A 23521-nucleotide genomic window follows, 5' to 3' on the forward strand; every position below is an offset into this window, starting at 1 on the left:
TACAACTAATGATTTGATACCACTTGTGGCAAGCAATACTTGTATGACGCCACTCGCGGCAAGCAACAATTGTATGACGCCACTCGCGGCCGCAGCCGCTCCCGCAAGATCAGTAAACGCGTTTCGCCGGCGGAACCACCTTGACCTCATCGGTCAAGGTGTACATGTGCACCGGACGGAAGTCGAAGCTGCTCTTGCCGGCTTCGTCCACCTTCACCAGCGTGTGCTTCTGCCAGTGGACGTCATCGCGATCGGGGAAATCCTCGCGTGCATGACCACCACGACTCTCCGGCCGCTGCTCGGCCGAGTGCATGGTGGCGACGGCCTGATCCAGCAGGTTGGCCAGCTCCAGCGTCTCGATCAGGTCGGAGTTCCACACCATCGAGCGATCGCTGACGCGGACATCCTTGAACGACTCGCGCACGGCAGAAATCTTCTCGGAACCTTCCTTCAGCGTCGTACCGGTACGGAACACTGCCGCATCGCTCTGCATGATGCGCTGCATCTCCAGGCGGATCTGCGCGGTCGGCTTGCTGCCATTTGCGTTGCGCAGCGCGTCGAAACGGGCCAGCGCCTTGTCCAGCACGTTGGTCGGCAAATCCCGATGCGCCGTCTCCGGCTTGATCAGCTCGGCGCAGCGATGCGCCACCGCGCGACCGAACACCACCAGATCGAGCAGCGAGTTGGAGCCGAGGCGATTCGCACCGTGCACCGACACGCAGGCCGCCTCGCCGATCGCGAACAGGCCCGGCACGATCGCGTCGACATCGTCGCCCTTCTTCTGCACGACTTCGCCGTGGTAGTTGGTCGGGATGCCGCCCATGTTGTAATGCACCGTCGGGATGACCGGGATCGGCTCCTTGGTCACATCGACGCCGGCGAAGATGCGCGCCGACTCGGCGATGCCCGGCAGGCGCTCGTGGATGACGTCCGGACCGAGGTGCATCAGGTTGATGAAGATGTGGTCCTTGTGCTCGCCGACGCCGCGACCTTCACGGATCTCCATCGTCATCGCGCGGCTGACCACATCACGCGAGGCGAGATCCTTCGCGTTCGGCGCGTAGCGCTCCATGAAGCGCTCGCCCTCTGAGTTGGTGAGATAGCCACCTTCGCCACGTACGCCCTCGGTGATCAGGCAGCCCGCGCCGTATATGCCGGTCGGATGGAACTGCACGAACTCCATGTCCTGCAGTGCGAGGCCCGCACGCAGCACCATGCCACCACCGTCGCCGGTGCAGGTATGCGCCGAGGTGGCGCTGAAGTAGGCGCGACCGTAACCGCCGGTCGCCATCACCACCGCGTGACCGCGGAAGAAATGCAGGGTGCCTTCGTTCATGTCGAGCGCAAGTACACCGCGGCAGACACCTTCCGCGTCGAAGATCAGGTCGATCGCGAAGTATTCGATGAAGAAGGTGGCGTCATGTGCCAGCGCCTGCTGGTACAGCGTGTGCAGGATCGCGTGACCGGTGCGATCGGCAGCGGCACAGGTGCGCTGCGCGGTGCCCTTGCCGTAATGCGTGGTCATGCCACCGAACGGACGCTGGTAGATCTTGCCTTCCTCGGTACGCGAGAACGGCACACCGTAGTGTTCCAGCTCGATGATCGAGGGAATCGCCTCGCGGCACATGTACTCGATCGCGTCCTGGTCACCAAGCCAGTCGGAACCCTTGACGGTGTCATAGAAGTGGAAGCGCCAGTCGTCCTCGCCCATGTTGCCGAGCGCGGCGGAGATGCCACCTTGCGCTGCCACCGTGTGCGAGCGCGTCGGGAATACCTTGGTGATGCAGGCAGCCTTGAGGCCCTTCTCGGCCAGGCCGAAGGTGGCGCGCAGGCCTGCGCCACCGGCGCCGACCACGATCACGTCATACAGATGCTGCTGGATCTTGTAGCTTTCCATGAACTCTTGGCCTCGCGTCTTATGGGGTCAGCGCAATGCGCAGCACGGCCAGCACGCTCGCCAGCGCACCCAGCACCGCGAGGAACTTGATCGCCACCAGCAGAAAGACTTCCTTCCAGCGGGTATGCACGTAATCCTCGATCACCACCTGCAGGCCGAGCACGGCATGCCAGAACATGGTGAGCACGAACGCGATCAGCAGCAGCGCGTTCCACGGCTTCGCCACCGCCGCATGTGCAGTGGCGTAATCGGCATGCAGCAGGCACAGCACGGTGGCGACAAACCACACACCCAACAGCACCAGCGCGGCGGCGGTCACGCGCTGTGTCCACCAGTGGCCCACACCCGATTGAGACGAGCCCAGTCCAAGTGCGGTCTTAAGCGGGTTACGCAAATCCTTCGCGGTCATGCCGCACCTCCGGCCGTCAATACATAAGCCCACACCAGCACCGTGAGAACGATGCTGCCGGCCACCGACAGCCAGCTGGAGCGCACGAACTGGGGGATCGCGTAACCGGCACCGGCATCCTGGATCAGGTGACGGATGCCGTTGCACAGGTGGTAGAACAGCGCCCAGCTCCAGCCGAACAGCAGCACCATGCCGACCGGACTGCCGATGATGCCCTTGAACTGGTTGAAGCTGTCTTCACCCGCAGCCAGATGAAGCAAACCGAAAACCACCAGGAGGCTGCCAACAGCCAAGGCGATGCCAGTAGCTCGATGGACGATGGAAGTCATCATCTGCACTTGCCGCTTGTAGATCTGGAGGTGCGGTGAGAGCGGTCGTTGCGTATCTGCCATGGCGGCTATCCTGTGTGGAATCGCTGATGTCCGTGCCACATGCCCCTGTCTTCCACACGCGACAACGATCGCCGCGGTGGTCGCTCAGAAGTCGATGCAGCGTCCATTCTTTTCCCAGTCGCCGTAGCGGGTGGGATCAGGCGCCGGTCGTTCCGCCGGCACCTTGTCCTGAACCGGCTTTAAGGGCACGGCAACTACTTCCGCTGGAACGGAAGCAGGTTGAGACTTGGTTGAGGAAGAGTTATCGGACATGGTCTTGTTAGCTGTCGAAGGTTAATACTTGCGGCAAAGCAGCACAACCTCGCCCATGCGCACACTACTTGTGCTTGGACCAGATCGCCCCAACCTCAACGCCCTATGCCGACACCTTATCCTGCGGAAACCCTGCTAATCGAAGGCACGGACGCAATCGCGTTTGCGCAAGCCCAGTTCAGCAGCAAGGTCAGTGCACTCACGATGGGCCATTGGCAGTTCAGCGCATGGCTCGATCCGCAAGGCCGTGTACGCGCACTGTTTCATCTGGTCAGGCTTGCCGATGATCGCCTGCTGCTGCTGTTGCGCGGCGGCAGTGCCGCAGGCATGGTCGATGCGCTGCAACGTTTCGTATTTCGCTCGAAGCTGACACTGACGGCATTGCCACCTCGCGTACTCGCCACCGGTCCCGCGCAGCCGATGCATGCGATCGACGATGCGGCAGAAGCACTTTCGCTCGGTTGCGGCACGCACAGCGTGCAGATCACTGCAACGAATCACGGCAATGATGCATGGCGCCTGTTGCAACTACGCGCGGGGTGGCCGTGGCTATCCGGAAAAGCATTGGACGCACTGCAGCCACCTGCACTGTCGCTACATCGTTTGCACGCCGTCGCCATCGACAAAGGCTGCTATCCAGGCCAGGAAATTGTTGCGCGACTGCACTATCGCGGCGGCCATAAACGACATCTGCATAGCGTCATCTTGTCGCATGCAGCGAATGCCGGTGAAGTGTTGCGCTCCGGTGAGCGTGAAGTAGGTTGCCTGCTCGATGTCATCAGCACAGACACAGCCATCGAGGCTCTGGTTGTATTGAGTGATGAAGTTGCGGCGCAGGCCAACGATGGACGTCTGAATACATTTGATGATGGCTTGGTTATGCATATCAACAACACATGGCCGGCATGAGTAATGCATAATCTTGGCGACAGATTTTTCCACAGCACTTGTCAACACAAGATGAGCATCAGTTAAACTTCATCACATCGGCACTTGCCAGCGGATTGATCCGCCACTAGGCTCCGTCGATTGAATATCGCGACATCCGGAACACGGGGTGTCGATGTACGCGACGAACCGGAAGAATCCGACATCGGCGCGACCCGGCAGCAGCATCCGCCGGATGGCATACCGCCTCGCATACACGAGCGCGGAGAAGTTGCAGGCAACACGGCCGACCAGGCTCGCGCATCGCCAAGGCAGCACTCAATCCAGATCGGCACAGACTCCGCCGCTCGATAACCCCGCCACAATCCCGTGGCAAAGCGTCCAGCCACAAGTTTCGGCTGCGGCGATCAATCCAGGTGGAACGGCCTGCCCGCCCGTCCACCGCAATGGCGCACAAAGCTTGCAGTCTGCTTTGCGCGTACAGCACGTTGGAGGCAGATCCATGAAACTTTCCATGCTGTTATGGCTGACATCACTGATGCCACAGCCTGTCGCAGACCACGCATGCCTTGCCACCACCGTATATCTGGAGGCTCGCAGCGAAACGACCATCGGCCAACTCGCCGTGGCAGAAGTTGCCCTGCGTCGCCGTGATCGCGGTCAGTGGGGTAATTCGGTGTGCCAGGTAGTAACCGCACCGCATCAGTTCGCAACCACCACCACGTCAGGTTCGTTCGAGATCGACAATCTGGATTCTTTTAGCAAGGCATGGGCAATTGCCGGACGATCACTCACCAACTGGCAGTTGCCGCTGGCGCAGCGCCACATGTTTGTACCGCATGCCGATCACTTTGCCACCACCGCAATCAGCCCGGCGTGGTCGCGCAATCGCCCCAGCGTCACGATCGGCGAACACGCGTTTTACGCGGTGAATTGATCAACGAAAGCCACGCAGTAACTCCAAAGAAAAAGGCCATCAATTGATGGCCTTTTCTGTTTTGGACGTCCATACATATGGACGTCTATTTTACAAACATATCAGCGCGCGTAAATCAAACCATCGCGAACCTCAACGTAGTCACCATTGCGCACGCCCGGATTGGGACGCTGAGTCACCGTGGCGTACTGCCCATTATCCAGTCGAACGACGATGCGCCAGGCCGTGCTGTTGGCGTTATCACTGCGCTGACCAACCTGGTTGCCGATGACGCCGCCAGCTACCGCACCGACCACGGTAGTAGCCGTACGGCCATCGCCCCTGCCGATCGTGCTGCCGAGCACGCCGCCAGCTACCGCACCGATGACTGCACCGAGCGTGCCGCCGTTGCCGTTGCCGCCGTTATTGAGGTAGACCTGCTGTACATCCTGCACCACACCACACTGGCAGCGAACAGGGCGGTTGCCGTAGCCGCCTGGCTGTCCCTGGTAACCATAACCACTGTTGTAAGGCTGGGTAACGCAGCCGGCCAGCGCAAGGCTGCTCGTCACCGCCGCTGCCAGGACAAACTTGCGTATCAATGCATTCATGATCACTTCCTTATTCAAGGGGACAACTCAACGAGCGTCGGATACCGCCACCACGCCTTCCTGCACCTGCACCCGGTCACCCGGGTCGTGATCCATGCGTACAGTACGGGTGACTCCGTTGTAAACATAACGCACGTCGTAACCAATGATCGAGCCGCCGGGAGTGCTTGCCGTGCTGCACGTGCGCTGCACCGAGGAAGTCACCTGACCCTGCTGATGACTGGCCTCGATGCGATTACCGACATAACCACCACCGGCGGCTCCAGCCACGGTGGTCAACGTATTGCCCCTGCCGCCACCTACCATATGGCCAAGCAGGCCGCCTGCAACGGCACCGATCACCGTGCCAGCTATCCGGTGTTGATCCTTCGGCGGCGCGGTATGGGTAACCGTCTCATCGTGACAGACACGCCCGGCACGCACCGGATCGACGCTGACGACCTGAGCGTACCTGACGCCATTATCCGCGCCGGCAGCCGAATCGCCTGCCGCGCCTGACTGCACCGCCGCACCATTGGGCGCCGCAGCGGAAGCTGCTGCCGCAATATTGGATGTGCCGGCATCCGCACTACGATTGCAGGCCGCCAAGCTCATCGCGAGCGCCGCGGCGATGCCGACATTGAGTGCATTGACCATCAACCTGTTCATCACAACCATCTCCTCTGTTTATACATTGCGGTAATGCCGGTGCGGCGCGCCGTTATCGCAATTACCTGCGTCATCATTGAACCGCCCTGCAACTGAATCAGAGCTAGCTCACCCTCGTTACATTATCTTCACGCCTGGTTCGTGGAACTCTCGGCCACTGCACGGAATTGCTCATGCCCAAGCTCGTCGACAGCCATGTCCACCTCGATGACGATGCGTTCGCGCCCGATCGCGACGCCGTGATCGGGCGCGCCATCAACGCCGGCGTCGACACGATGATCCTGCCGGCGGTGGATGCCGCCAGCTGGCCACGGATCAAGGCGCTCTGTGCGAACCATCGCCAGCTATTTCCGGCATACGGCCTGCATCCGATGTTTCTGGCGCAGCATGCACCCGAACATGTCGACGCACTGTCTGCATGGCTCGATGACGACCGTGTGATCGCCGTCGGTGAAATCGGGTTGGACTTCCATGTGGATGGACTCGATCACGATCTTCAGCGGCACTATTTCGTCAACCAGTTACGACTGGCGCGTGAACGCAGCCTTCCGGTGATCGTTCATGCACGCGCCGCGCTGGAAGAAGTGACACTGACCCTGCGTCGAACTGGCGGCCTGCGCGGCGTGGTGCACAGCTTCTCCGGCAGCGAGCAACAGGCACGGCATTTGTGGGACATGGGCTTTTGCATCGGTATTGGTGGCCCGGTGACCTACGAGCGCGCCCAGCGCCTGCGCCGCATCGTGGCGCAAATGCCGATCGAGTTCCTGCTGCTGGAAAGCGATGCACCGGACCAGCCGGATGCCGCCCATCGCGGCCAGCGCAACGAACCGGCGCGCATCGTGGAAGTACTTCGCTGTATCGCAACGCTGCGCGGTGAATCGGAGGCCGCGATTGCCGCAGCGACTACGGCCAACACGCGTCGCCTGTTCGACCTGGATCGGCGCAGCAACTAGCCCCGCCGTCATATTCCCCGACGACACTTGCTAACAACGGCTAGCCCTTGCTACATTTTACTTCATCAGTGAAATATGATTTGGTGAAATGGCTCAACTGACAAACTGCATCGCGATGATGAACGAAGGCATCGAACGGGTGAGCCAGATCATCCCGCAGATGCCCGCCGTCGAGGCGCGGCTGTGCCGGTTGATGTTGATGGTGGGCAGCAGTCTCGAAGAGGAACTCGAGTTCAAGCTGAAGCCACACAAGCTCAATCACAGCGACTTCCTCACCCTGATGATCCTGTACAGCCGTCCGGATGGCAGTTCCACGCCGGGCGAACTGTGTGAGTTCGCCACCCAGGGCGCCACCAACATGACGCGCATCACCAATGCGCTGGTCAAACGCGGGTTGATCACCCGCGGTGCCAGCGCGGAGGATCGCCGCCGGGTGCTGATTCGCATCACCGCCGCCGGGAAGCGCTTCGTGCAGAAGATGCTGCCCCCGATGTTCCCCCGCGTCAGCGCGATGTTTGCCGACTTCAGCGATGCCGACAAGCGCAACCTGAGTCGCCTGTTGGGCAAGCTCGCCCACAATCTCGATCAGCTGGATCCGGACACCCAGCCATGAAGGCCACGAAATGAAGAAGGTCCCGATGAGACATTTTCCGCTTCATCGCAGCGCCATGGCAGTGGCATCGACCCTGCTGCTGGCCGCCTGTGCGATACCGGCCAGGCTGAATCATCCGAACCTGCGCGACGACGTGCCGCTTGCCGGTTTGCAGGCCCCTGCCCGCGATGGCTGGCCGGATACCGACTGGTGGCGGGCTTATGGCGATCCACAGCTCGACCAGTTGATCGCCATCGCCATGAAGCAGTCGCCTGATCTGGAACAGGCGCAAAGTCGCGTGGTCAATGCCGAACAATCGGTGCGACTCGCCGCCGCCCAGGCAGGCCTCAACGTCAATGGCAATGCGCAGTTCGAACGTCAGCGCATGAGCAAAAACGGCATCCTCAGCCTGCTGCCGCCGAACATTCCGATTGACCCCTGGTATAACCAGACCGATCTTGGCCTGCAGGCGAAATACACCTTCGACTGGTGGGGCAAGAAGCGCTCGAGCATCGAGGCGGCACTCGATCAGGCGCATGCCGCCGAGGCGCAACGCAGTGCTGCTGCGCTGACGATCCAGAACGCCGTCGCCGATACCTATTTCGGTTGGCAGGGAGACCAGGCACGCCTCGTGCTCTCTACCCGGCTGGTCACGGCGCAGGAGAAGTTCGTGCGCATTGCCGAGTTGCGTGTAGCGCAGGGCGTGGACCTCGCCGATACCGCGCAGCAGGCCAAGGCACAGCTCGCCGCAGCACGCGAGATGCGTGTTGCCCTGCAAGGCTCGGCCGCCATCCGCAAGGTGGCGCTGGCCTCACTGCTCGGCATTGCGCCGGCAGATCTGCCTGCCTTGCAGCCGCGACCACTACCTGAAGTGGACAGCGGCATTCCTGCTAACGCGCGACTCGACCTGATTGCACGCCGCCCTGACATCGCCGCCAGCCGCTGGCAGGTCGAAGCGGCATTGAAACAGGTCGACGTGGCGCGTGCGCAGTTCTTCCCTGACATCGGCATCAGTGCCATGGCCGGCTTGTCCAGCATCGACATGGGCAAGCTGCTCGAGGCCGGCAGCCGTACCTTTGCGCTGACTCCTGCGCTGCATCTGCCGATCTTCGAAGGCGGCCAGCTAAAGGCCAACTATGGCGTCAGCAAGGCCCAGCTCGCGGCTGCTGTGGCGGAATACAACAGCACCGTGGTCAGCGCCGCGCGCGACGTGGCCACCCAGGCACTCACCGCGCAACAGATCGCCGCACGGCGCAAGGAACAGTCCGCGCAGATCACCGCCAATGAGCGCCTGCTCGCCACCGCACAGGCACGCGCCCATCAGGGTGTACGTGATGCACGCGAGGGTCTCGCGGCGGCGGCACAGCTGATACAACAACAAGACGATGCCGCCAGCCTGCAGGCCCAAGCCGTTTCCACGGACCTGGGCCTGATCAAGGCACTCGGCGGCGGCTACCACACTACCGGTGAGATCGGCAGCGCCAGCCCGACATCCCCTTCCCTTTCAAATCCGTCCGGAGACGACGCCGATGAGCGCCACTGAGTCCGACAAGACCGCCAACAAGACCGCTACCGACAACGACAGCGGCCTGGCAGCGAAGAACCCGGCCAAGCGCCGCAAGACCCTGTTGATCATGCTGCTGGTGTTCGTGGTCATCGGCGTGATCTGGTTCCTGCTGTGGACGCTGGTATTTTCCAGGCGCGAAACCACCGACAACGCCTATGTGGGCGGCAATCAGGTGGCGATCTCCGCCCAGGTGTCCGGTACCGTGGTGGCGATCCTTGCCGACGATACGCAGCACGTCGACGCCGGCCAGATCCTGGTCAAGCTGGACAGCACTGATGCCAGCGTTCACCTGAGCCAGGCGCGCAGTGCGCTGGCACAGGCCGTACGACAGGTACGCCAGCAGACCGACTCTGCCAACGGCAGCGATGCCGCCGTCGCCGCACGTCAGATTGACCTGAAGAAAGCCGAAGCCGATCTCAAGCGGCGCCTGCCGTTGATCGCCGAACAGGCCGAGGCACCGGAAACCATTCAGCACCTGCGTGACGGTGTCGATCAGGCGCGTGCCGCCTTGACCTCTGCCCAGGCGCAGGCATCCGCTGAACATGCCTCGATCGAAGGCACGGACATCGCCAACAACCCGGCGGTGCTGCAGGCACGCGCGAATTTCCGCGCAGCATGGGTAGCGGCCCAGCGCAACGCAATCTTCGCGCCGGTTTCCGGCTATGTGGCGCAACGCAGCGTGCAGTTGGGCAACAGCGTGCAGGCAGGCCAGCAGTTGATGACCGTGCTGCCGCTCCACGACCTGTGGATCGATGCGAACTTCAAGGAAAGCCAGCTGCGCCATATCCGTATCGGCCAGCCGGCCAAGATCGAGACCGACATCTACGGCAGCAGCGTCGAATACCACGGCAAGGTGATCGGCCTGGGTGCCGGCACCGGCAGCGTGTTCTCGCTGCTGCCCGCGCAGAACGCCACCGGCAACTGGATCAAGGTAGTGCAGCGTGTGCCCGTGCGCATTGCGCTGGACAACCAGGAACTGGACAAGCATCCACTGCGTATCGGCCTTTCCAGCGACGTCACGATCGACATCACCGACGATCGGGGCGCCGTGCTGGCGCCGCAGACCGAGCATCCGGCTGTCGCCGAGACCACGGTCTACGACCAGATGGCCAGCAAGGCCGATGCCGAAGCCGATCAGGTGATCCGCGCCAACCTGAGCTCCTCCGGCAATACCGGCGGCAACCACTCGAACTGAGGCTGAGTCCGATCCCATGGCTGCCATTTCTTCCGACGCCGTACCCGCCGATGCCGCTCCCCTGAAGCCACTGCAGGGCGGCATGCTGGCCCTGATGACCGTCGCGATCGCATTCAGCACCTTCATGGAAGTGCTGGACATGACCATCGTCAACGTGGCCGTGCCGCATATCGCCGGCAGCCTGGCGGTGAGTCCGAGCGAGGGCACCTGGGCGATCAGTTCGTACTCGATGGCCAGCGCGATCATGCAGCCGCTCACCGGCTGGATTGCCAAGCGCTTCGGCGAAGTGCGCACCTTCGTCTTTTCGGTCTTCCTGTTCGTGGTGTTCTCGATGCTGTGCGGCCTGGCTACCAGCATGCCGATGCTGGTGATCGGCCGATTGATGCAGGGCGCCGGCTCCGGCCCGATGGTGGCGCTGTCGATGTCGCTGCTGCTGGGGAACTACCCGAAGAGCAAGCAGGGCATCGCCCTGGCAATCTGGGCGATGACGATCGTGATCGCTCCCGTGCTTGGGCCGATCCTTGGTGGCTGGATCACCGACAATTTCTCCTGGCCGTGGATTTTCTATATCAACCTGCCAGTCGGTATCGGTGCAGCCGTGACCACCTGGTTCCTGCTGCACAAGCGTGAATCAAAGACGGTGAAGGCACCGATCGATGTGATCGGCTTGGTGCTGCTGGTGGCAGGCATCGGCTGCATGCAGTTCATGCTGGACAACGGCAACGACAACGACTGGTTCGCCTCGCCGATGATCCTCACCCTGGGGCTGATCGCCGTGGTTTGCCTGAGCTTTCTGGTCGCCTGGGAGCTCAACGCGAAACATCCGGTGATCGACCTGACCCTGTTCAAGCGGCGCAATTTCACCATTGGCGTCAGTGCCATGTCATTCGGCATGCTGGCATTCTTCGCGATCAACGTGGTGTCGCCTCTGTGGCTGCAAACCACACTGGGCTTCACTGCCAGCTGGTCCGGCATGACCAGTGCCTGGGTCGGCGTGCTGGCATTCCTGTTGTCACCGGTGGTCGGCAGCATGCTGGGCAAGTTCGACCTGCGCGCGATGATCACGATGGCTTTCGTGATACTAGCGGGCACCTCGTTCTGGCTGTCGACCTACGACAGCAGCGCCTCCTACATCAGCATGGTCTGGCCGCGCCTGGTGATGGGTCTGGGTATTCCGCTCTTCTTCATTCCACTGAACCAGATCTACCTGTCCGGCCTGCCGGCGGACCAGATTGCCAGCGCTTCTGGCCTGGCCAACTTCTTTCGCACGCTCGGCTCCAGCGTCTCCACGGCCCTGACCGTGACGCTGTGGCAGCACCGCACCGAGTTCCATCACGCTTCGCTGACCGAAAACATAACCGCTGCCGCACCCGCGGCGACCGGATTCCTGCAGCAATTGAAAGCTGCCGGGATAGCTGGCCAGCGCGGCCTGACTGTGGTCGATCAGCTGATCAGCCGGGAAGCGGCCACGCTGGCGGTCAACGATGTGTTCTGGCTGTGCTCAGTCATCTTCATCCTGATGATCCCGCTGCTGTGGCTGGCCAAACCACCGTTCGGAAGTGCGGGCGGTCCCGGGGGCCATTGACCGAATGTTGCGTTTTGCTGCAGCCATCGGGCTGCAGCATGAATACCCGACCACGGCTGGTGCGGCGCAATATCTTCTGCTAGCGTTCGCCGCATGGCACAAACTAAACGCACCATCAAGAAGTACCCGAACCGGCGTCTCTACGACACGGAAATCTCCAGCTACATCACGCTGGAGGAAGTCCGCCAGCTGGTGCTGGACAACGAGAATTTCGAGGTCCGCGACGCCAAGAGCGGGGAGGATCTGACCCGCTCGGTCTTGCTGCAGATCATCTCCGAGCACGAGGACAAGGGGCAGCCGATGCTGTCGCCGCAGTTGCTCAGCCAGATCATCCGCTTCTATGGCGATTCGTTGCAGGGCTTCATGGGGCCCTACCTGGAGCGCAGCCTGCAGGTGTTCCTGGATCAGCAGACCCAGTTCCGCAGCCAGCTCAACAGCCTGATGGGGCAAACCCCATGGAACACGCTGAATGACCTGACCGAGCGCAACATGGCGGCATTCCAGGCGATGCAGCGGGGGCTGATCGACACTGCCGCCAAGGTCATCCCGACGCCGGCCGCAAGCAGCCGCGGCAGCAAGAAACCCGGCTGATACCAGCCCGTTGCAACGGCGCGTATTGACGCGCCGTTCGCCGACATCCCCTTCCGGTCGCTGCAGCACAGCATGTGCTGCCTTGCGACATGATCGAACCCAACGGACGAAAATCGCATGAGCCAGCCTGCACTTCAGCGTGTAGCCGTGGTCACCGGTGGCATCGGTGGACTCGGCACGGAAATCTGCCGCCAGCTGGCGCAGGCCGGCCGCAAGGTGGTTGCGGTAGACCTGGCCGCACGTGACGAGCGCATTGCAGCCTTCCGGCAAGAACTCGCCAGTTTCGATGGCGCCATCACGTTCGAGGCAGCCGATGTCAGCGACTTTGACAGCTGCCAGCAGCTGACCACGCGCATCGAGCAGCAGCACGGCAGCGTGGACATCCTGGTCAATGCCGCCGGCATCACGCGTGACGCCAGCCTGCGCAAGATGTCGCCGCAGCAATGGCATGAACTGATGCGGGTGAATCTCGACGGCGTGTTCAACATGTGCCGCAACGTCGTCGAAGGCATGACCGCACGCGGCTTCGGTCGCATCGTCAACATCAGTTCGGTGAACGGCCAGACCGGCCAGTTCGGCCAGACCAACTACTCCGCCGCCAAAGCTGGCGTGCACGGCTTCAGCATGGCGCTGGCCCGCGAGACCGCGCGCAAGGGCGTCACCGTCAATACCGTTTCGCCAGGTTATTGCGATACGCCAATGGTCGCTGCCGTATCCGCCGAGATCCGCCAGCAGATAATTGCCGACATCCCGGTCGGACGCCTCGGCACTCCGGCCGACATCGCCCGTGCGGTGAGCTTTCTCGGCGCCGACGATGCCGGCTACATCACGGGCGCCAACCTGCCGGTCAACGGCGGCTACTTCATGAGTTTCTGAGCGAGTCTCAGCACATCCTGGCACTGCCGGGATTGCAGTCACGCGCCGCTTGCGGAACAGTGGGCGGATTCCCTCCACGGATCGCAGCATGGCGCAGCAACCCATCACTCTTATCGGCGGCGGCCTGGTCGGCGCCCTGCTGGCGCAGCAGCTGGCCCAGCATGGTTTTGCCGTCGAGGTCTACGAGAAGCGCCCCGATCCCCGGCTGGCCGGTTTCCTGGGTGGCCGTTCGATCAACCTCGCGCTAGCCGAACGCGGCCTGCAGGCGTTGCGCACGGCCGGGCTTGCCGAAGACGTGTTGCAGCGTGCGGTGATGATGCGCGGTCGCATGGTGCACACCCGCGACGGTGACAGCGGCCTGCAACGCTACGGTGTCGACGACAGCGAGGTGATCTGGTCGGTCTCGCGCGGTGCGCTGAACATGCTGCTGCTGGATGCCGCCGAAGCAGCCGGCGTACGGTTTCATTTCGGCCAGTCGTTGATACATGCCGACTTCGACCAGCAACGCATCCGACTGGCCGATGCATCAGGTGTGGAACGTGACCTTTCGATCGGCATGCTGATCGGCGCCGATGGCGCCGGCTCAGCCGTACGCGCCACGATGAATGCACACAGTCCGCTGGGTGAGCGCATCGACTCGCTCGGCCACGGCTACAAGGAACTGGAGATTCCGCCAGCGGGCGAGCTACCGGCTGCCGTGCTGCAACTCAGTGGTGGTCATGACCAGTTCGCGCTGGAACCACATGCGCTGCATATCTGGCCGCGCGGCGGCTACATGTGCATCGCGCTGCCGAATACCGAAGGCAGCTTCACCGTCACCTTGTTCCTGCCTGCGCAAGGTGCGGCGCCGAGCTTTGCCACGCTGCCCGATGCAACCGCTGCCGCGGCCTTTTTCAACGAACAGTTTCCAGGCCTGCCGCCACTCATCCCGCGCTTCAGCGAGGACTACGCCAGCCACCCGGTCGGCACCCTCTCCACGCTCTATCTGGATCGCTGGCACATCGATGGCCGTGCGCTGCTGATCGGCGATGCCGCCCACGCGATCGTGCCTTTCCACGGCCAAGGCATGAACTGTGGCTTCGAGGACACCGTGGTACTGGCGAACCTGCTGGCTGCTGCGCCGAACGACAGCGCCGGAGTGTTCGCCGAATTCCAGCGCGTACGCCAGCCCAATGCCAACGCGATCGCCACGATGGCACTGGAGAACTACATCGAGATGCGCGACTCGGTCGCCGATCCGCACTATCTGGCCAAACGCGAACTGGGTGCGCTGCTGGCCACGCGTGCGCCTGAGCACTACATGGCGCGCTATCGCATGGTCACGTTCACCCATTTGCCTTATGCCTACGCACTCGAACGCGGTCAGGCGCAGGACGCGCTGCTGGAGCAATTGCTGCACGGCGCGACCCGCGTGGCAGACGTCGATCTCGACATAGCGGCAAATCTGATCAGAGCCAGCTTGCCGCCGTTGCCACCGCTACGGCATGGATAAGGCACTGCTCGACGCGTTTCGCGACACCGACTACCTCGTCTGCCTCGACGAAGTGGAGGTCGCTCCAGCGCATCCTGCGCCCGCTCTTTGGGTGTCCCCTCTTGGGGCGCCCGCGACACTGGCCCATCCATGGGCGGCGTGGGCCCGTATCCGCATCGACCAGCCGCTACCGGAGTCACTCCAGACCCTGGTCGGCACCCGCTCATGGGGTTTCATCACGGCATGGAATTCCCGCTCAGAAACGCGCCCGCCTGAGGACAACCTCGCCGCGCAACGCGAGCTGCTGACCGCGCTGCGCGCATGCCCGGAAGCGGCGATCTATCCGGCGATCGGGATCGGCCCCAGCGGCTGGAGCGAACCCAGCCTGTTCGTCGTCGGCCTGGAGACTGCCGCACTCGATGCGCTGTGCCATCGCCACGAACAGAACGCTTATGTGCACGGCCAAGGCGCGGCAGCTGCCAGCCTGCGTCTGCTGCGCTCCTGAACCAGCGGCAGCGCGCCGCATGGACAAGCCCCATCGGCATTGCGGACAATCGAGGTAATGACCGCCGCCCACACCCCCGTGCCCCTGCTCGAAGCGCGGGCCTTGAGCTTTCTTCGCCAGGACGAACCGGTGTTCGCGCCGCTGGATTTCCAGCTGCACGCGGGTGAACTGGCCCTGGTCGAGGGCGACAACGGCAGCGGCAAGACCACTTTGCTGCGCATCCTCGCCGGCCTGCTGCATGTTGGCGAAGGCGAACTGAACTGGCGCGGCCAACCCTTGCAGCGCGACACCTGCGCCGGCGAGATCCTGTTTCTCGGTCATCAGCTCGGTCTCAAGGCCGATCTCAGCCCACGCGAGAACCTGCAGATTGCCGCCGGCCTGTTCGGTTGCCGCGACGGCACCAGCGTGATTTCCGTGCTGGGGGAGATCGGCCTGAACGGCTACGAGGACGAACCGGTGCGCCGGCTATCCGCCGGCCAGAAGAAACGCGCAGCACTCGCGCGACTGCTGTTGTTGCCGGCCACGCTGTGGCTACTCGACGAACCCTACGCCAACCTCGACCGAACCGGCATCGCACTGGTCAATCAACTGCTGGAAACGCACACCACCACCGGTGGTGCGGCGCTGGTCACCAGTCACGGCGCAGTGAGTTTCCATGGCGGCGAACCCCGGCATATCCGGATGCACGCATGAGCCATCCGGGTCTACTCACCGCGTGTGCCGCGATGCTGCGGCGCGACCTCACCCTGGCCTGGCGCCGGCGCGGCGATATCGCGATGCCGGTACTGTACGCGCTGATCGTGACGATGCTGTTCCCGTTTGCGCTGGGGCCGGAGGACACCTTGCTGCAGCGGATCGCCGGCGGTGTGGTGCTGGTCACCGTGTTGCTGGCGATGCTGCTGGCGCTGGATGCGATGTTCTCCAGCGATATCGAGGATGGTTCGCTGGAACAGCTGGTGCTGGCGCCGCAGCCGCTGGCGCTGATGCTGGGCATGAAGATCCTCGCCCACTGGCTGACCACCGCACTGCCGCTGATCGTGATCGCGCCCTTGCTGGCCGCGATGCTGCACCTGCCCGGCGCGGTGATTCCGGTGCTGCTGCTGGCGCTGCTGCTGGCCACGCCCCTGCTCAGTCTGCTGGGCGCCGTGCTGGTGGCGCTGACGGCCGGCACCCGGCGCTCTGGTATGCTGCTCGCCTTGATGTTGCTGCCTTTGTGCGTGCCGGCCGTGATCTTCGCCGCGGGTGCCGTGGCGGCCGCTCAACAGGGACTGCCGTGGCTCGCGCCGATCGCCTGGCTCGGTGCCGCACTGGTGCTTGCCGTGGTGCTGGCGCCGTTGGCCTGCGCAGCTGCCCTTCGTATTGCTCTGGACGCTTGATTGGTCATGTCTAGCTGGATTCCCCTCTGGTTGCACAAACTTGGCTCGCCACCGACGTTCTACCGCTTTGCCGGCAGCTTGCGGCCGTGGGCGATGGCACTGGCCTTGCTGTTTGGCGCGATCGCGCTGTACGGCGGCCTGGTGCTGGCGCCGGCCGACTACCAGCAGGGTGATGCCTACCGGATCATCTTCATCCACGTGCCCAGCGCGTGGATGAGCATGTTCATCTATGCGGTGATGGGTGTGGCGGCGTTCATCGCGCTGGTATGGCGGCTCAAGCTGGCGGAAGTGGTGGCGATGGAATCGGCGCCGATCGGCGCGGCGTTCACCTTCATCACCCTGGTCACCGGCTCGCTGTGGGGCAAACCGATGTGGGGCACCTGGTGGACGTGGGATGCGCGGCTCACTTCCGAGCTGGTGCTGCTGTTCCTCTATCTCGGCGTGATCGGGCTGTACCACGCGTTCGAGGATCGCCGCCAGGGCGCGCGCGCCGCGGCGTTCCTGGCGATCATCGGCATCATCAACGTGCCGATCGTGCATTTCTCGGTGAACTGGTGGAACACCTTGCACCAGGGCAGCACCATCAACGTGTTCGGCCAGTCGAAGATTTCCTGGGACATGCTGTGGCCGCTGCTCAGCATGGTGCTGGCGACCAAGTTCTATTACATCGCCAGCCTGTTCCGCCGTGTGCGCACCGACCTGCTGGCGCTGGAAGGCGGCAAGGACTGGGTACGCAAGATCGCCGAAAGCGAGTCGCGCCAATGAGTGCCTTGCAGACGTTCCTGGCGATGGGCGGTTATGCCGTCTATGTGTGGCCGGCCTATGCGGTGTTCTTCATTGTGTTGATCGTCGACAGCATCGCTCCGCGACTGCGCCGTCGCCGCGTGCTGCGCGAACTTCGTGCACGCATTGCACGACAGAGTTCGCGACAGGATCGGGTGCGACAGGATCGCGCAGCCAGCAACCCCATTACCACTCCACCGTCTCTCTAAGAGACGACGGATCACGACATGCCCATGAATCCCACCCGCAAACGCCGGCTCACCATCGTCGTCCTGATTGTCGCCGCCGCCGCGCTGGCGGTCGGACTGGGCGTGTACGCGCTGCAGAACAACATGAATTACCTGCTCACGCCGAGCCAGGTGCAGTCGGGCCAGGCCGCCGATTACAAGACGTTCCGCCTTGGCGGCATGGTCAAGGCCGGCTCGATCCAGCGCAGCAAGGACACGCTCCAGGTCACTTTCACCGTGGTCGATGCCGGCGGCGCGATGCCGGTGGAGTACACCGGCATCCTGCCCGACCTGTTCCGCGACAACCAGTCGGTGATCGCCACCGGCCACATGGACGGTGCGCGCTTCGTCGCCACCGAAGTGCTGGCCAAGCATGACGAGACCTACATGCCGAAAGAGCTGAAGGACGCGATGGCGAAGGCGCACGCGAACAAGAAAGTCGAAGAGGCCGGGAATGGGGAATCGGGAATGGAGAATCGCTGACCCATGAACGCCACGCTTCACCGCTCGTCTGTGTTCCGGAGCAAATTGCCCATGCGCACCTCGATTCGCTTTGCGATTCCCGATTCCCGATTCCCGATTCCCGGCATACAGCCATGACGCCGGAACTCGGCCAGCTCGCGCTGATCCTTGCCCTGCTGCTGGCCCTGGCGCAGGGCATCCTGCCGCTGCTCGGCGCTTGGCGCGGCAACCGTGCGCTGATGGCCGTGGCGCGTCCTGCGGCAGCGGGCCAAGCGGTATTCGTGGCGCTGGCGTTCGGCATCCTGGTCTGGGCGTTCGTGCATTTCGATTTCTCGGTGCAGTACGTGGCCGACAATTCGAACCTGGCGCTGCCGTGGTACTACCGCATCGCTGCGGTATGGGGCGCGCATGAAGGTTCGCTGCTGCTGTGGATCTTCATCCTCAACGTATGGACGGTGGCGCTGGCCGCCTTCAGCCAGAAACTGCCCGAGGTGTTCGCCGCGCGCGTGCTGGCCGTGATGGGGCTGATCGCGGTGGGCTTCCTCGCCTTCATCATCTTCACCTCGGATCCGTTCGGACGGCTGTTGCCTATGCCCGGCGACGGCGCCGACCTGAACCCGGTGCTGCAGGATCCGGGCATGACGTTCCACCCACCGGTGCTGTACACCGGCTACGTCGGCTTCTCGGTAGCGTTCGCGTTCTCGATCGCTGCGCTGCTCGGTGGCGAACTGGAACAGGCGTGGGTGCGCTGGGCGCGGCCGTGGACGAACATCGCGTGGGCCTTCCTCACCTGCGGCATCGTCGCCGGCAGTTGGTGGGCCTACGCCGAACTGGGCTGGGGCGGCTGGTGGTTCTGGGATCCGGTGGAGAACGCCAGCTTCATGCCATGGCTGGTTGGCCTTGCGCTGATCCATGCGCAGGCCGTCACCGAGAAGCGTGGTTCGTTGCGTGCGTGGACCATCCTGCTGTCGATCTTCGCATTCTCGCTGAGCCTGCTCGGCACCTTCCTGGTGCGCTCGGGCGTGCTCACCTCCGTGCATGCATTCGCCTCCGATCCGCGCCGCGGCGTATTCATCCTGGCGTTCCTGACCATCGTGGTCGGCGGCTCGCTGCTGCTGTATGCGCTGCGCGCGCCGAAGGTCGCCGGCGGCAAGGCGTTCAACCTGCTGTCACGCGAGACCGTGCTGCTGATCGGTAACCTGATGTTCGCGGTGGCAGCGGCGATGGTGCTGCTCGGCACCTTGTTCCCGCTGATCGGCGATGCGCTGAACATGGGCCGCATTTCGGTCGGGCCGCCCTACTTCGGTTTCCTGTTTCCGCTGCTGATGCTGCCGGTCGTCCTGCTGCTGCCGTTCGGGCCGTTCCTGCGCTGGGGCAAGGGCGACACGCCGGCGCTGAAGCAGGTGTTGCTGCGCGCCGGCATCGCTGCCGCGGCCTGCGCGATCGTGGCGGCGTTTTTCGTCCACGGCCAGCTCAAGGCCATCGCTGGAGTGGCGTCGCTGGTATGGCTCACCGTCGGCGTGTTGCTGTACACGCTCAAGCGCTGGCGCGAAGTGCCGCGCGGCCGACGCTACCCAGCCGAGATGGCCGGCATGCTGCTGGCACATCTGGGCGTGGGCGTGTTCGTGGCTGGCGTGCTGCTGTCCGAATCGCTCAGCGTGACCAGCGATGTGCGGATGGCACCCGGGCAGACTCAGCACATTGGCGGCTATGACTTCCTGTTCGATGGCGTGCATCGCACCACTGGACCGAACTGGCGCGCCGACCAGGGCGTGGTCACGGTCACCCGCGACGGCAATCCGGTCGCGGTGATGCATCCGCAGAAGCGCACCTATCTGCGCGGCCAGGTGCAGACCGAGTCCGCGGTGGACGCAGGCATCACCCGTGACCTGTATGTGGCGCTGGGCGAACCGATGGACCCGAACCATATCGAAGGCGCCTGGGCGCTGCGGCTGTATTACAAGCCCTTCATCCGCTGGATCTGGGGTGGCGGCCTGCTGATGATGTTGGGTGGCTTCGTCTGTGCTGCCGACAAGCGTTTCAGGATCAAACGCATCGCCGAAAGCGAAACTGTCGAAATCTTGCTGGTGCAGGAAAACCGCGCATGAACCGGTTACTGCCGTTCTTCGGTTTCATGCTGCTGGTGGTGCTGTTCGGCTTCGGCATCTGGTGGAATACCCAGCACGACCAGAGCGCGATTCCGTCGCCGTTGCTCAACAAGCCGGCCCCTGCCTTCGTGCTGCCCAAGCTGTACGAACCCACGCAGACAGTCAGCAAATCGGACCTGCTGGGCAAGCCCTACCTGCTCAACGTGTTCGCCAGCTGGTGCGTGGAATGTGGTGTTGAACATCCCGTGTTGCAGGCCGAAGCCCCGAGCCTCGGCGTGCAACTGGTCGGCTACAACTACAAGGACGCACCGGCCGATGCGAAACGCTGGCTGGCCGAACATGGCAATCCGTACAACGTGCTGGTTGCCGATGAACCCGGCAACACCGCGATCGATTTCGGCGTGTACGGTGCCCCGGAAAGTTTCCTGATCGATGCGAAGGGCGTGATCCGCTACAAGCACATCGGTCCGCTGACGCCTGACGTGGTCGCCAGCGAACTGAAGCCGGCGATCGCGGCGCTGTCGCGTGAGGCGCAGCCATGATGCGTGCGTTTCTTCATGCGCTGCTGGTGGCCTTGCTGGTATTTGCCGGCGTGACCCACGCGCAAGCGATCGAGCCGATGCCGTTCGCCGACCACGCGCAGGAACTGCGCTTCCAGCACCTGACCCAGCAGTTGCGCTGCCCGATGTGCCAGAACGAGACGCTGGCCGATTCCAACGCGCCAATCGCGCGAGACCTGCGCAACCAGATCTTCCAGCTGATGCAGCAGGGCAAGAGCGACGATGAGATCAAGCAGTACCTGGTCGACCGCTATTCCGACTACGTGTTGTACGACCCACCGCTGAAACCCGGCACCTGGCTGCTGTGGTTTGGCCCGCTGCTGATCCTGTGTGGTGGTGCCGGCGTGGTGCTGGTCGCGATCCGCAAACGCAGCCGCGCTGAAAGCACCTCCAGCCTGTCCGCTGACAGCGTGTCGGCCGACAACACACCGACCGACAACGGGGACGACTGGTGAAGACCGCTTTTTTCATCGCCGCTGCAGTGATGATCGCTGTGGCGCTGGCTGCCTTGCTGCTGCCGTTGATACGGCAGGGCCGCAAGGCGGGGCGTTCACGTGGCGTGTTCGCACTGTCCCTCGTGATCGCCTTCGTGCTGCCGTTGACCGCTGCCGGCCTGTATTTGCTGATAGGCACACCAGCCGCGCTCAATGGCGTTACCGCCGAGGCCGAACAACCACTGACCCTGCCACAGGCGATCGACGAGCTGCGTGCCCACCTGGCCCAGCAGCCGAACGATCAGCAAGGCTGGATGCTGCTGGCGCAGACCAGCACCATGCAGCACGATCCGACTGCGGCACGCGATGCCTACGATCATGTACTGCAGCTCAACGCCAACAACGCCGAGGCGATGGTGGGCTGGGCCGAAACCGATTCGATGACGCGCAGCGACCACATGATCGAAGGCCGTGCGCTGGAGCTGCTCAAGCGCGCCGTGCAGTTGCAGCCGGACAGCCAGCGTGGCCTGTGGCTGCTCGGCATCAGCGATTTCCAGCATGGTCAGTACCAGGCAGCGGCCGCCACTTGGCGCGTGCTGCAGCCGCAACTGGAACCGGGCTCGAAGGTCGCCCAGGCTGTCTCCGAACAGATTGCGGTTGCCGATACCCGCGCCGGTGGCGCGCCGGCTGGCGCATCGAGCAGCGCACCTGCTGCCGCACCACAGGGCTCAGCTCTGCAGGTTCAGGTCTCGCTGGCAGCGGCGCTCAAGGACAAGATCGCTGCGGGCGATACGCTGTTCGTCTACGCTCGTGCCGAGAATGGACCGCCGATGCCCTTGGCTGTTGCCAAACTCGACGCCAGCCAGTTGCCGACCAGCGTCACCCTCACCGATGCCATGGCGATGACACCGGCGATGAAACTGTCGTCAGTAGCGCGCGTGTTCGTCGGCGCGCGGATCAGCCACAGCGGCCAGCCAATCGCTCAGCCCGGCGACCTCGAAGGCGATGCCGGTGTCGTCGCGGTGGACAGCAAGACGCCGATCACGATCAGTATCGACAAGGTGCATTGATGAGCCACGACGCGCGCCGCTATTTCACCCTGCCCTCGCCGTTTGCGATGAAGCGCGGCGGCAAACTGCACGGCGCGCACGTCGCCTACGAAACCTGGGGCAGATTGAACGCCGCGCGCGACAACGCCGTGCTGGTGCTGACCGGCCTGTCACCCAGTGCGCACATGACCTCCTGCGAAACCGATCCCACGCCCGGCTGGTGGGAAGAGATGGCGGGCTCCGGCAAGGCGATCGACACCTCGCGCTGGTTCGTGATCTGTGTGAACTCGCTGGGCAGCGACAAGGGCTCGACCTGCCCCGCCTCGATCGACCCTGCTACCGGCGAAGCCTACCGGCTGACGTTTCCCGAGCTGGCGCTGGAAGATGTCGCCAACGCCGCACATGCCGCCGTCAGCAGCCTCGGCATCACGCAGTTGGCTTGCCTGATCGGCTGCTCGATGGGCGGCATGAGCGCGCTGGCCTACATGCTGCTGCATCCCGGCAGCGTCCGCGCGCATATCAGCGTGGACACCGCGCCGCAGGCGCAACCGTTCGCGATCGCGATCCGCTCGCTGCAACGCGAGGCGATCCGGCTCGATCCGAACTGGAAAGACGGTCAATACGACATCCATCAAGCCCATGGCGGCAATTACCCTGACATGGGCATGAGCATCGCGCGCAAGCTCGGCGTGATCACTTATCGATCGGCGATGGAATGGAATGGCCGCTTCGCGCGCATCCGGCTCGACCCGGAACAGCGCGAGGACGAGCCGTTTGGACGCGAGTTCCAGGTCGAGTCCTATCTCGAAGGCCACGCGCAACGCTTCGTGCGCAACTTCGACCCCAACAGTTATCTGTACCTGTCGCGTGCCAGCGACTGGTTCGACATGGCCGAATACGGTCACGGCAATGTGCACGAGGGCCTGCAGCGCATCCACATCGAACAGGCAATGGTGATCGGCGTCAGCACCGACATCCTGTTTCCGTTGCAGCAACAGGAGCAGATCGCCGAAGGCCTGCAGGCAGCTGGCGCCAAGGTGGAATTCGTGGCGCTGGACTCGCCGCAGGGGCACGATGCCTTCCTGGTCGATATCGAGAACTACAGCCGCGCGATTGGCGGCTTCCTGAACCGTTTGTCGGCCCCGTAACCATCGCACTGGTAAGATAAGCCGCA

At 63.2% G+C, this 23521-nt stretch carries 27 protein-coding genes; 21 read left to right on the forward strand and 6 right to left on the reverse strand.

Annotation, left to right across the window (positions count from 1 at the left end; translation table 11 throughout):
- Window positions 1-109 precede the first annotated feature (109 nt).
- From sdhA to GSQ75_RS13935, 4 genes are all read right to left on the reverse strand, one after another.
- Window positions 110-1897, reverse strand: a complete 1788-nt coding sequence (sdhA, locus tag GSQ75_RS13920) for a succinate dehydrogenase flavoprotein subunit (protein WP_158755462.1) — start codon at window positions 1895-1897, stop codon at window positions 110-112.
- A 19-nt stretch (window positions 1898-1916) separates the two neighbouring features.
- Complete coding sequence (sdhD, locus tag GSQ75_RS13925; protein ID WP_158755463.1) at window positions 1917-2306, reverse strand: succinate dehydrogenase, hydrophobic membrane anchor protein; 390 nt, start codon at window positions 2304-2306, stop codon at window positions 1917-1919.
- Window positions 2303-2698: a succinate dehydrogenase, cytochrome b556 subunit gene (sdhC, locus tag GSQ75_RS13930; RefSeq protein ID WP_158755464.1), complete on the reverse strand. Its 396-nt coding sequence runs from the start codon at window positions 2696-2698 to the stop codon at window positions 2303-2305. Before sdhC ends, sdhD begins: the two co-directional genes overlap by 4 nt.
- Window positions 2699-2782: 84 nt before the next feature.
- Window positions 2783-2950, reverse strand: a complete 168-nt coding sequence (locus GSQ75_RS13935; protein WP_158755465.1) for a DUF1674 domain-containing protein — start codon at window positions 2948-2950, stop codon at window positions 2783-2785.
- Window positions 2951-3055: 105 nt separating this feature from the next.
- Between GSQ75_RS13935 and GSQ75_RS13940 the strand changes: the two genes are divergently transcribed.
- Both GSQ75_RS13940 and GSQ75_RS13945 read left to right on the forward strand, forming a co-directional pair.
- On the forward strand, window positions 3056-3859 hold the full coding sequence (locus GSQ75_RS13940) for a folate-binding protein (RefSeq protein WP_158755466.1): 804 nt from the start codon (window positions 3056-3058) through the stop codon (window positions 3857-3859).
- Between the two features lie 481 nt (window positions 3860-4340).
- Window positions 4341-4775, forward strand: a complete 435-nt coding sequence (locus GSQ75_RS13945; RefSeq protein ID WP_254058580.1) for a cell wall hydrolase — start codon at window positions 4341-4343, stop codon at window positions 4773-4775.
- Between the two features lie 101 nt (window positions 4776-4876).
- Here GSQ75_RS13945 and GSQ75_RS13950 read toward each other — a convergent pair whose 3' ends face one another.
- Both GSQ75_RS13950 and GSQ75_RS13955 read right to left on the reverse strand, forming a co-directional pair.
- Window positions 4877-5365 carry a glycine zipper 2TM domain-containing protein gene (locus tag GSQ75_RS13950; protein WP_158755467.1) on the reverse strand — a complete coding sequence of 163 codons (489 nt, stop codon included), beginning with the start codon at window positions 5363-5365 and terminating at the stop codon, window positions 4877-4879.
- 27 nt (window positions 5366-5392) lie between these two features.
- Window positions 5393-6013 (reverse strand): glycine zipper 2TM domain-containing protein, encoded by a 621-nt coding sequence (locus GSQ75_RS13955; protein ID WP_158755468.1) that lies wholly within the window; start codon window positions 6011-6013, stop codon window positions 5393-5395.
- A 173-nt stretch (window positions 6014-6186) separates the two neighbouring features.
- On the opposite strand from GSQ75_RS13955, the gene GSQ75_RS13960 reads away from it, so the two are divergent.
- The 19 genes from GSQ75_RS13960 (at window position 6187) to GSQ75_RS14050 (ending at window position 23495) form a co-directional block, all read left to right on the forward strand.
- Window positions 6187-6966: a TatD family hydrolase gene (locus GSQ75_RS13960; protein ID WP_158755469.1), complete on the forward strand. Its 780-nt coding sequence runs from the start codon at window positions 6187-6189 to the stop codon at window positions 6964-6966.
- Window positions 6967-7054: 88 nt separating this feature from the next.
- A complete protein-coding gene (locus GSQ75_RS13965) occupies window positions 7055-7579 on the forward strand; it encodes a MarR family transcriptional regulator (protein WP_158755470.1) in 525 nt (174 codons plus the stop codon).
- Window positions 7580-7604: 25 nt separating this feature from the next.
- Window positions 7605-9101 (forward strand): efflux transporter outer membrane subunit, encoded by a 1497-nt coding sequence (locus GSQ75_RS13970; RefSeq protein WP_254058581.1) that lies wholly within the window; start codon window positions 7605-7607, stop codon window positions 9099-9101.
- The gene (locus GSQ75_RS13975; protein WP_158755472.1) at window positions 9088-10320 is read left to right on the forward strand and encodes an HlyD family efflux transporter periplasmic adaptor subunit; all 1233 of its coding nucleotides are present in this window, start codon (window positions 9088-9090) and stop codon (window positions 10318-10320) included. The genes GSQ75_RS13970 and GSQ75_RS13975 overlap by 14 nt, the downstream gene beginning before the upstream one ends.
- 16 nt (window positions 10321-10336) lie before the next feature.
- Window positions 10337-11905: a DHA2 family efflux MFS transporter permease subunit gene (locus tag GSQ75_RS13980; protein WP_158755473.1), complete on the forward strand. Its 1569-nt coding sequence runs from the start codon at window positions 10337-10339 to the stop codon at window positions 11903-11905.
- Between the two features lie 93 nt (window positions 11906-11998).
- Window positions 11999-12496, forward strand: a complete 498-nt coding sequence (gene phaR / locus GSQ75_RS13985) for a polyhydroxyalkanoate synthesis repressor PhaR (RefSeq protein ID WP_158755474.1) — start codon at window positions 11999-12001, stop codon at window positions 12494-12496.
- Window positions 12497-12613: 117 nt separating this feature from the next.
- Window positions 12614-13372: an acetoacetyl-CoA reductase gene (phbB, locus tag GSQ75_RS13990; RefSeq protein ID WP_158755475.1), complete on the forward strand. Its 759-nt coding sequence runs from the start codon at window positions 12614-12616 to the stop codon at window positions 13370-13372.
- A gap of 88 nt (window positions 13373-13460) precedes the next feature.
- Window positions 13461-14864, forward strand: a complete 1404-nt coding sequence (locus GSQ75_RS13995; protein ID WP_158755476.1) for an NAD(P)/FAD-dependent oxidoreductase — start codon at window positions 13461-13463, stop codon at window positions 14862-14864.
- The gene (locus GSQ75_RS14000; protein ID WP_158755477.1) at window positions 14857-15348 is read left to right on the forward strand and encodes a DUF3293 domain-containing protein; all 492 of its coding nucleotides are present in this window, start codon (window positions 14857-14859) and stop codon (window positions 15346-15348) included. Before GSQ75_RS13995 ends, GSQ75_RS14000 begins: the two co-directional genes overlap by 8 nt.
- Window positions 15349-15405: 57 nt before the next feature.
- Window positions 15406-16041 (forward strand): cytochrome c biogenesis heme-transporting ATPase CcmA, encoded by a 636-nt coding sequence (ccmA, locus tag GSQ75_RS14005; RefSeq protein WP_158755478.1) that lies wholly within the window; start codon window positions 15406-15408, stop codon window positions 16039-16041.
- Window positions 16038-16724 carry a heme exporter protein CcmB gene (gene ccmB / locus GSQ75_RS14010; RefSeq protein WP_158755479.1) on the forward strand — a complete coding sequence of 229 codons (687 nt, stop codon included), beginning with the start codon at window positions 16038-16040 and terminating at the stop codon, window positions 16722-16724. Before ccmA ends, ccmB begins: the two co-directional genes overlap by 4 nt.
- A 6-nt stretch (window positions 16725-16730) precedes the next feature.
- Window positions 16731-17489, forward strand: a complete 759-nt coding sequence (locus GSQ75_RS14015) for a heme ABC transporter permease (RefSeq protein ID WP_158755480.1) — start codon at window positions 16731-16733, stop codon at window positions 17487-17489.
- Between the two features lie 5 nt (window positions 17490-17494).
- Complete coding sequence (gene ccmD, locus GSQ75_RS14020) at window positions 17495-17716, forward strand: heme exporter protein CcmD (protein ID WP_174236742.1); 222 nt, start codon at window positions 17495-17497, stop codon at window positions 17714-17716.
- Between the two features lie 24 nt (window positions 17717-17740).
- Entirely contained in the window at window positions 17741-18217 is a 477-nt protein-coding gene (gene ccmE / locus GSQ75_RS14025; protein ID WP_174236743.1) for a cytochrome c maturation protein CcmE, read from the forward strand.
- A gap of 113 nt (window positions 18218-18330) precedes the next feature.
- The gene (locus GSQ75_RS14030; protein ID WP_158755483.1) at window positions 18331-20304 is read left to right on the forward strand and encodes a heme lyase CcmF/NrfE family subunit; all 1974 of its coding nucleotides are present in this window, start codon (window positions 18331-18333) and stop codon (window positions 20302-20304) included.
- Entirely contained in the window at window positions 20301-20846 is a 546-nt protein-coding gene (locus GSQ75_RS14035; RefSeq protein ID WP_158755484.1) for a DsbE family thiol:disulfide interchange protein, read from the forward strand. The genes GSQ75_RS14030 and GSQ75_RS14035 overlap by 4 nt, the downstream gene beginning before the upstream one ends.
- Complete coding sequence (locus GSQ75_RS14040; RefSeq protein WP_158755485.1) at window positions 20846-21319, forward strand: cytochrome c-type biogenesis protein; 474 nt, start codon at window positions 20846-20848, stop codon at window positions 21317-21319. Before GSQ75_RS14035 ends, GSQ75_RS14040 begins: the two co-directional genes overlap by 1 nt.
- The gene (locus GSQ75_RS14045) at window positions 21316-22368 is read left to right on the forward strand and encodes a hypothetical protein (protein WP_158755486.1); all 1053 of its coding nucleotides are present in this window, start codon (window positions 21316-21318) and stop codon (window positions 22366-22368) included. The genes GSQ75_RS14040 and GSQ75_RS14045 overlap by 4 nt, the downstream gene beginning before the upstream one ends.
- Window positions 22368-23495, forward strand: a complete 1128-nt coding sequence (locus tag GSQ75_RS14050; protein WP_158755487.1) for a homoserine O-acetyltransferase — start codon at window positions 22368-22370, stop codon at window positions 23493-23495. Before GSQ75_RS14045 ends, GSQ75_RS14050 begins: the two co-directional genes overlap by 1 nt.
- The last annotated feature ends 26 nt before the right edge of the window (window positions 23496-23521 follow it).

Origin of the sequence: Dyella sp. S184, assembly GCF_009766065.1 — a bacterium.
In the GTDB taxonomy this organism is placed as follows: Bacteria; Pseudomonadota; Gammaproteobacteria; order Xanthomonadales; family Rhodanobacteraceae; genus Rhodanobacter.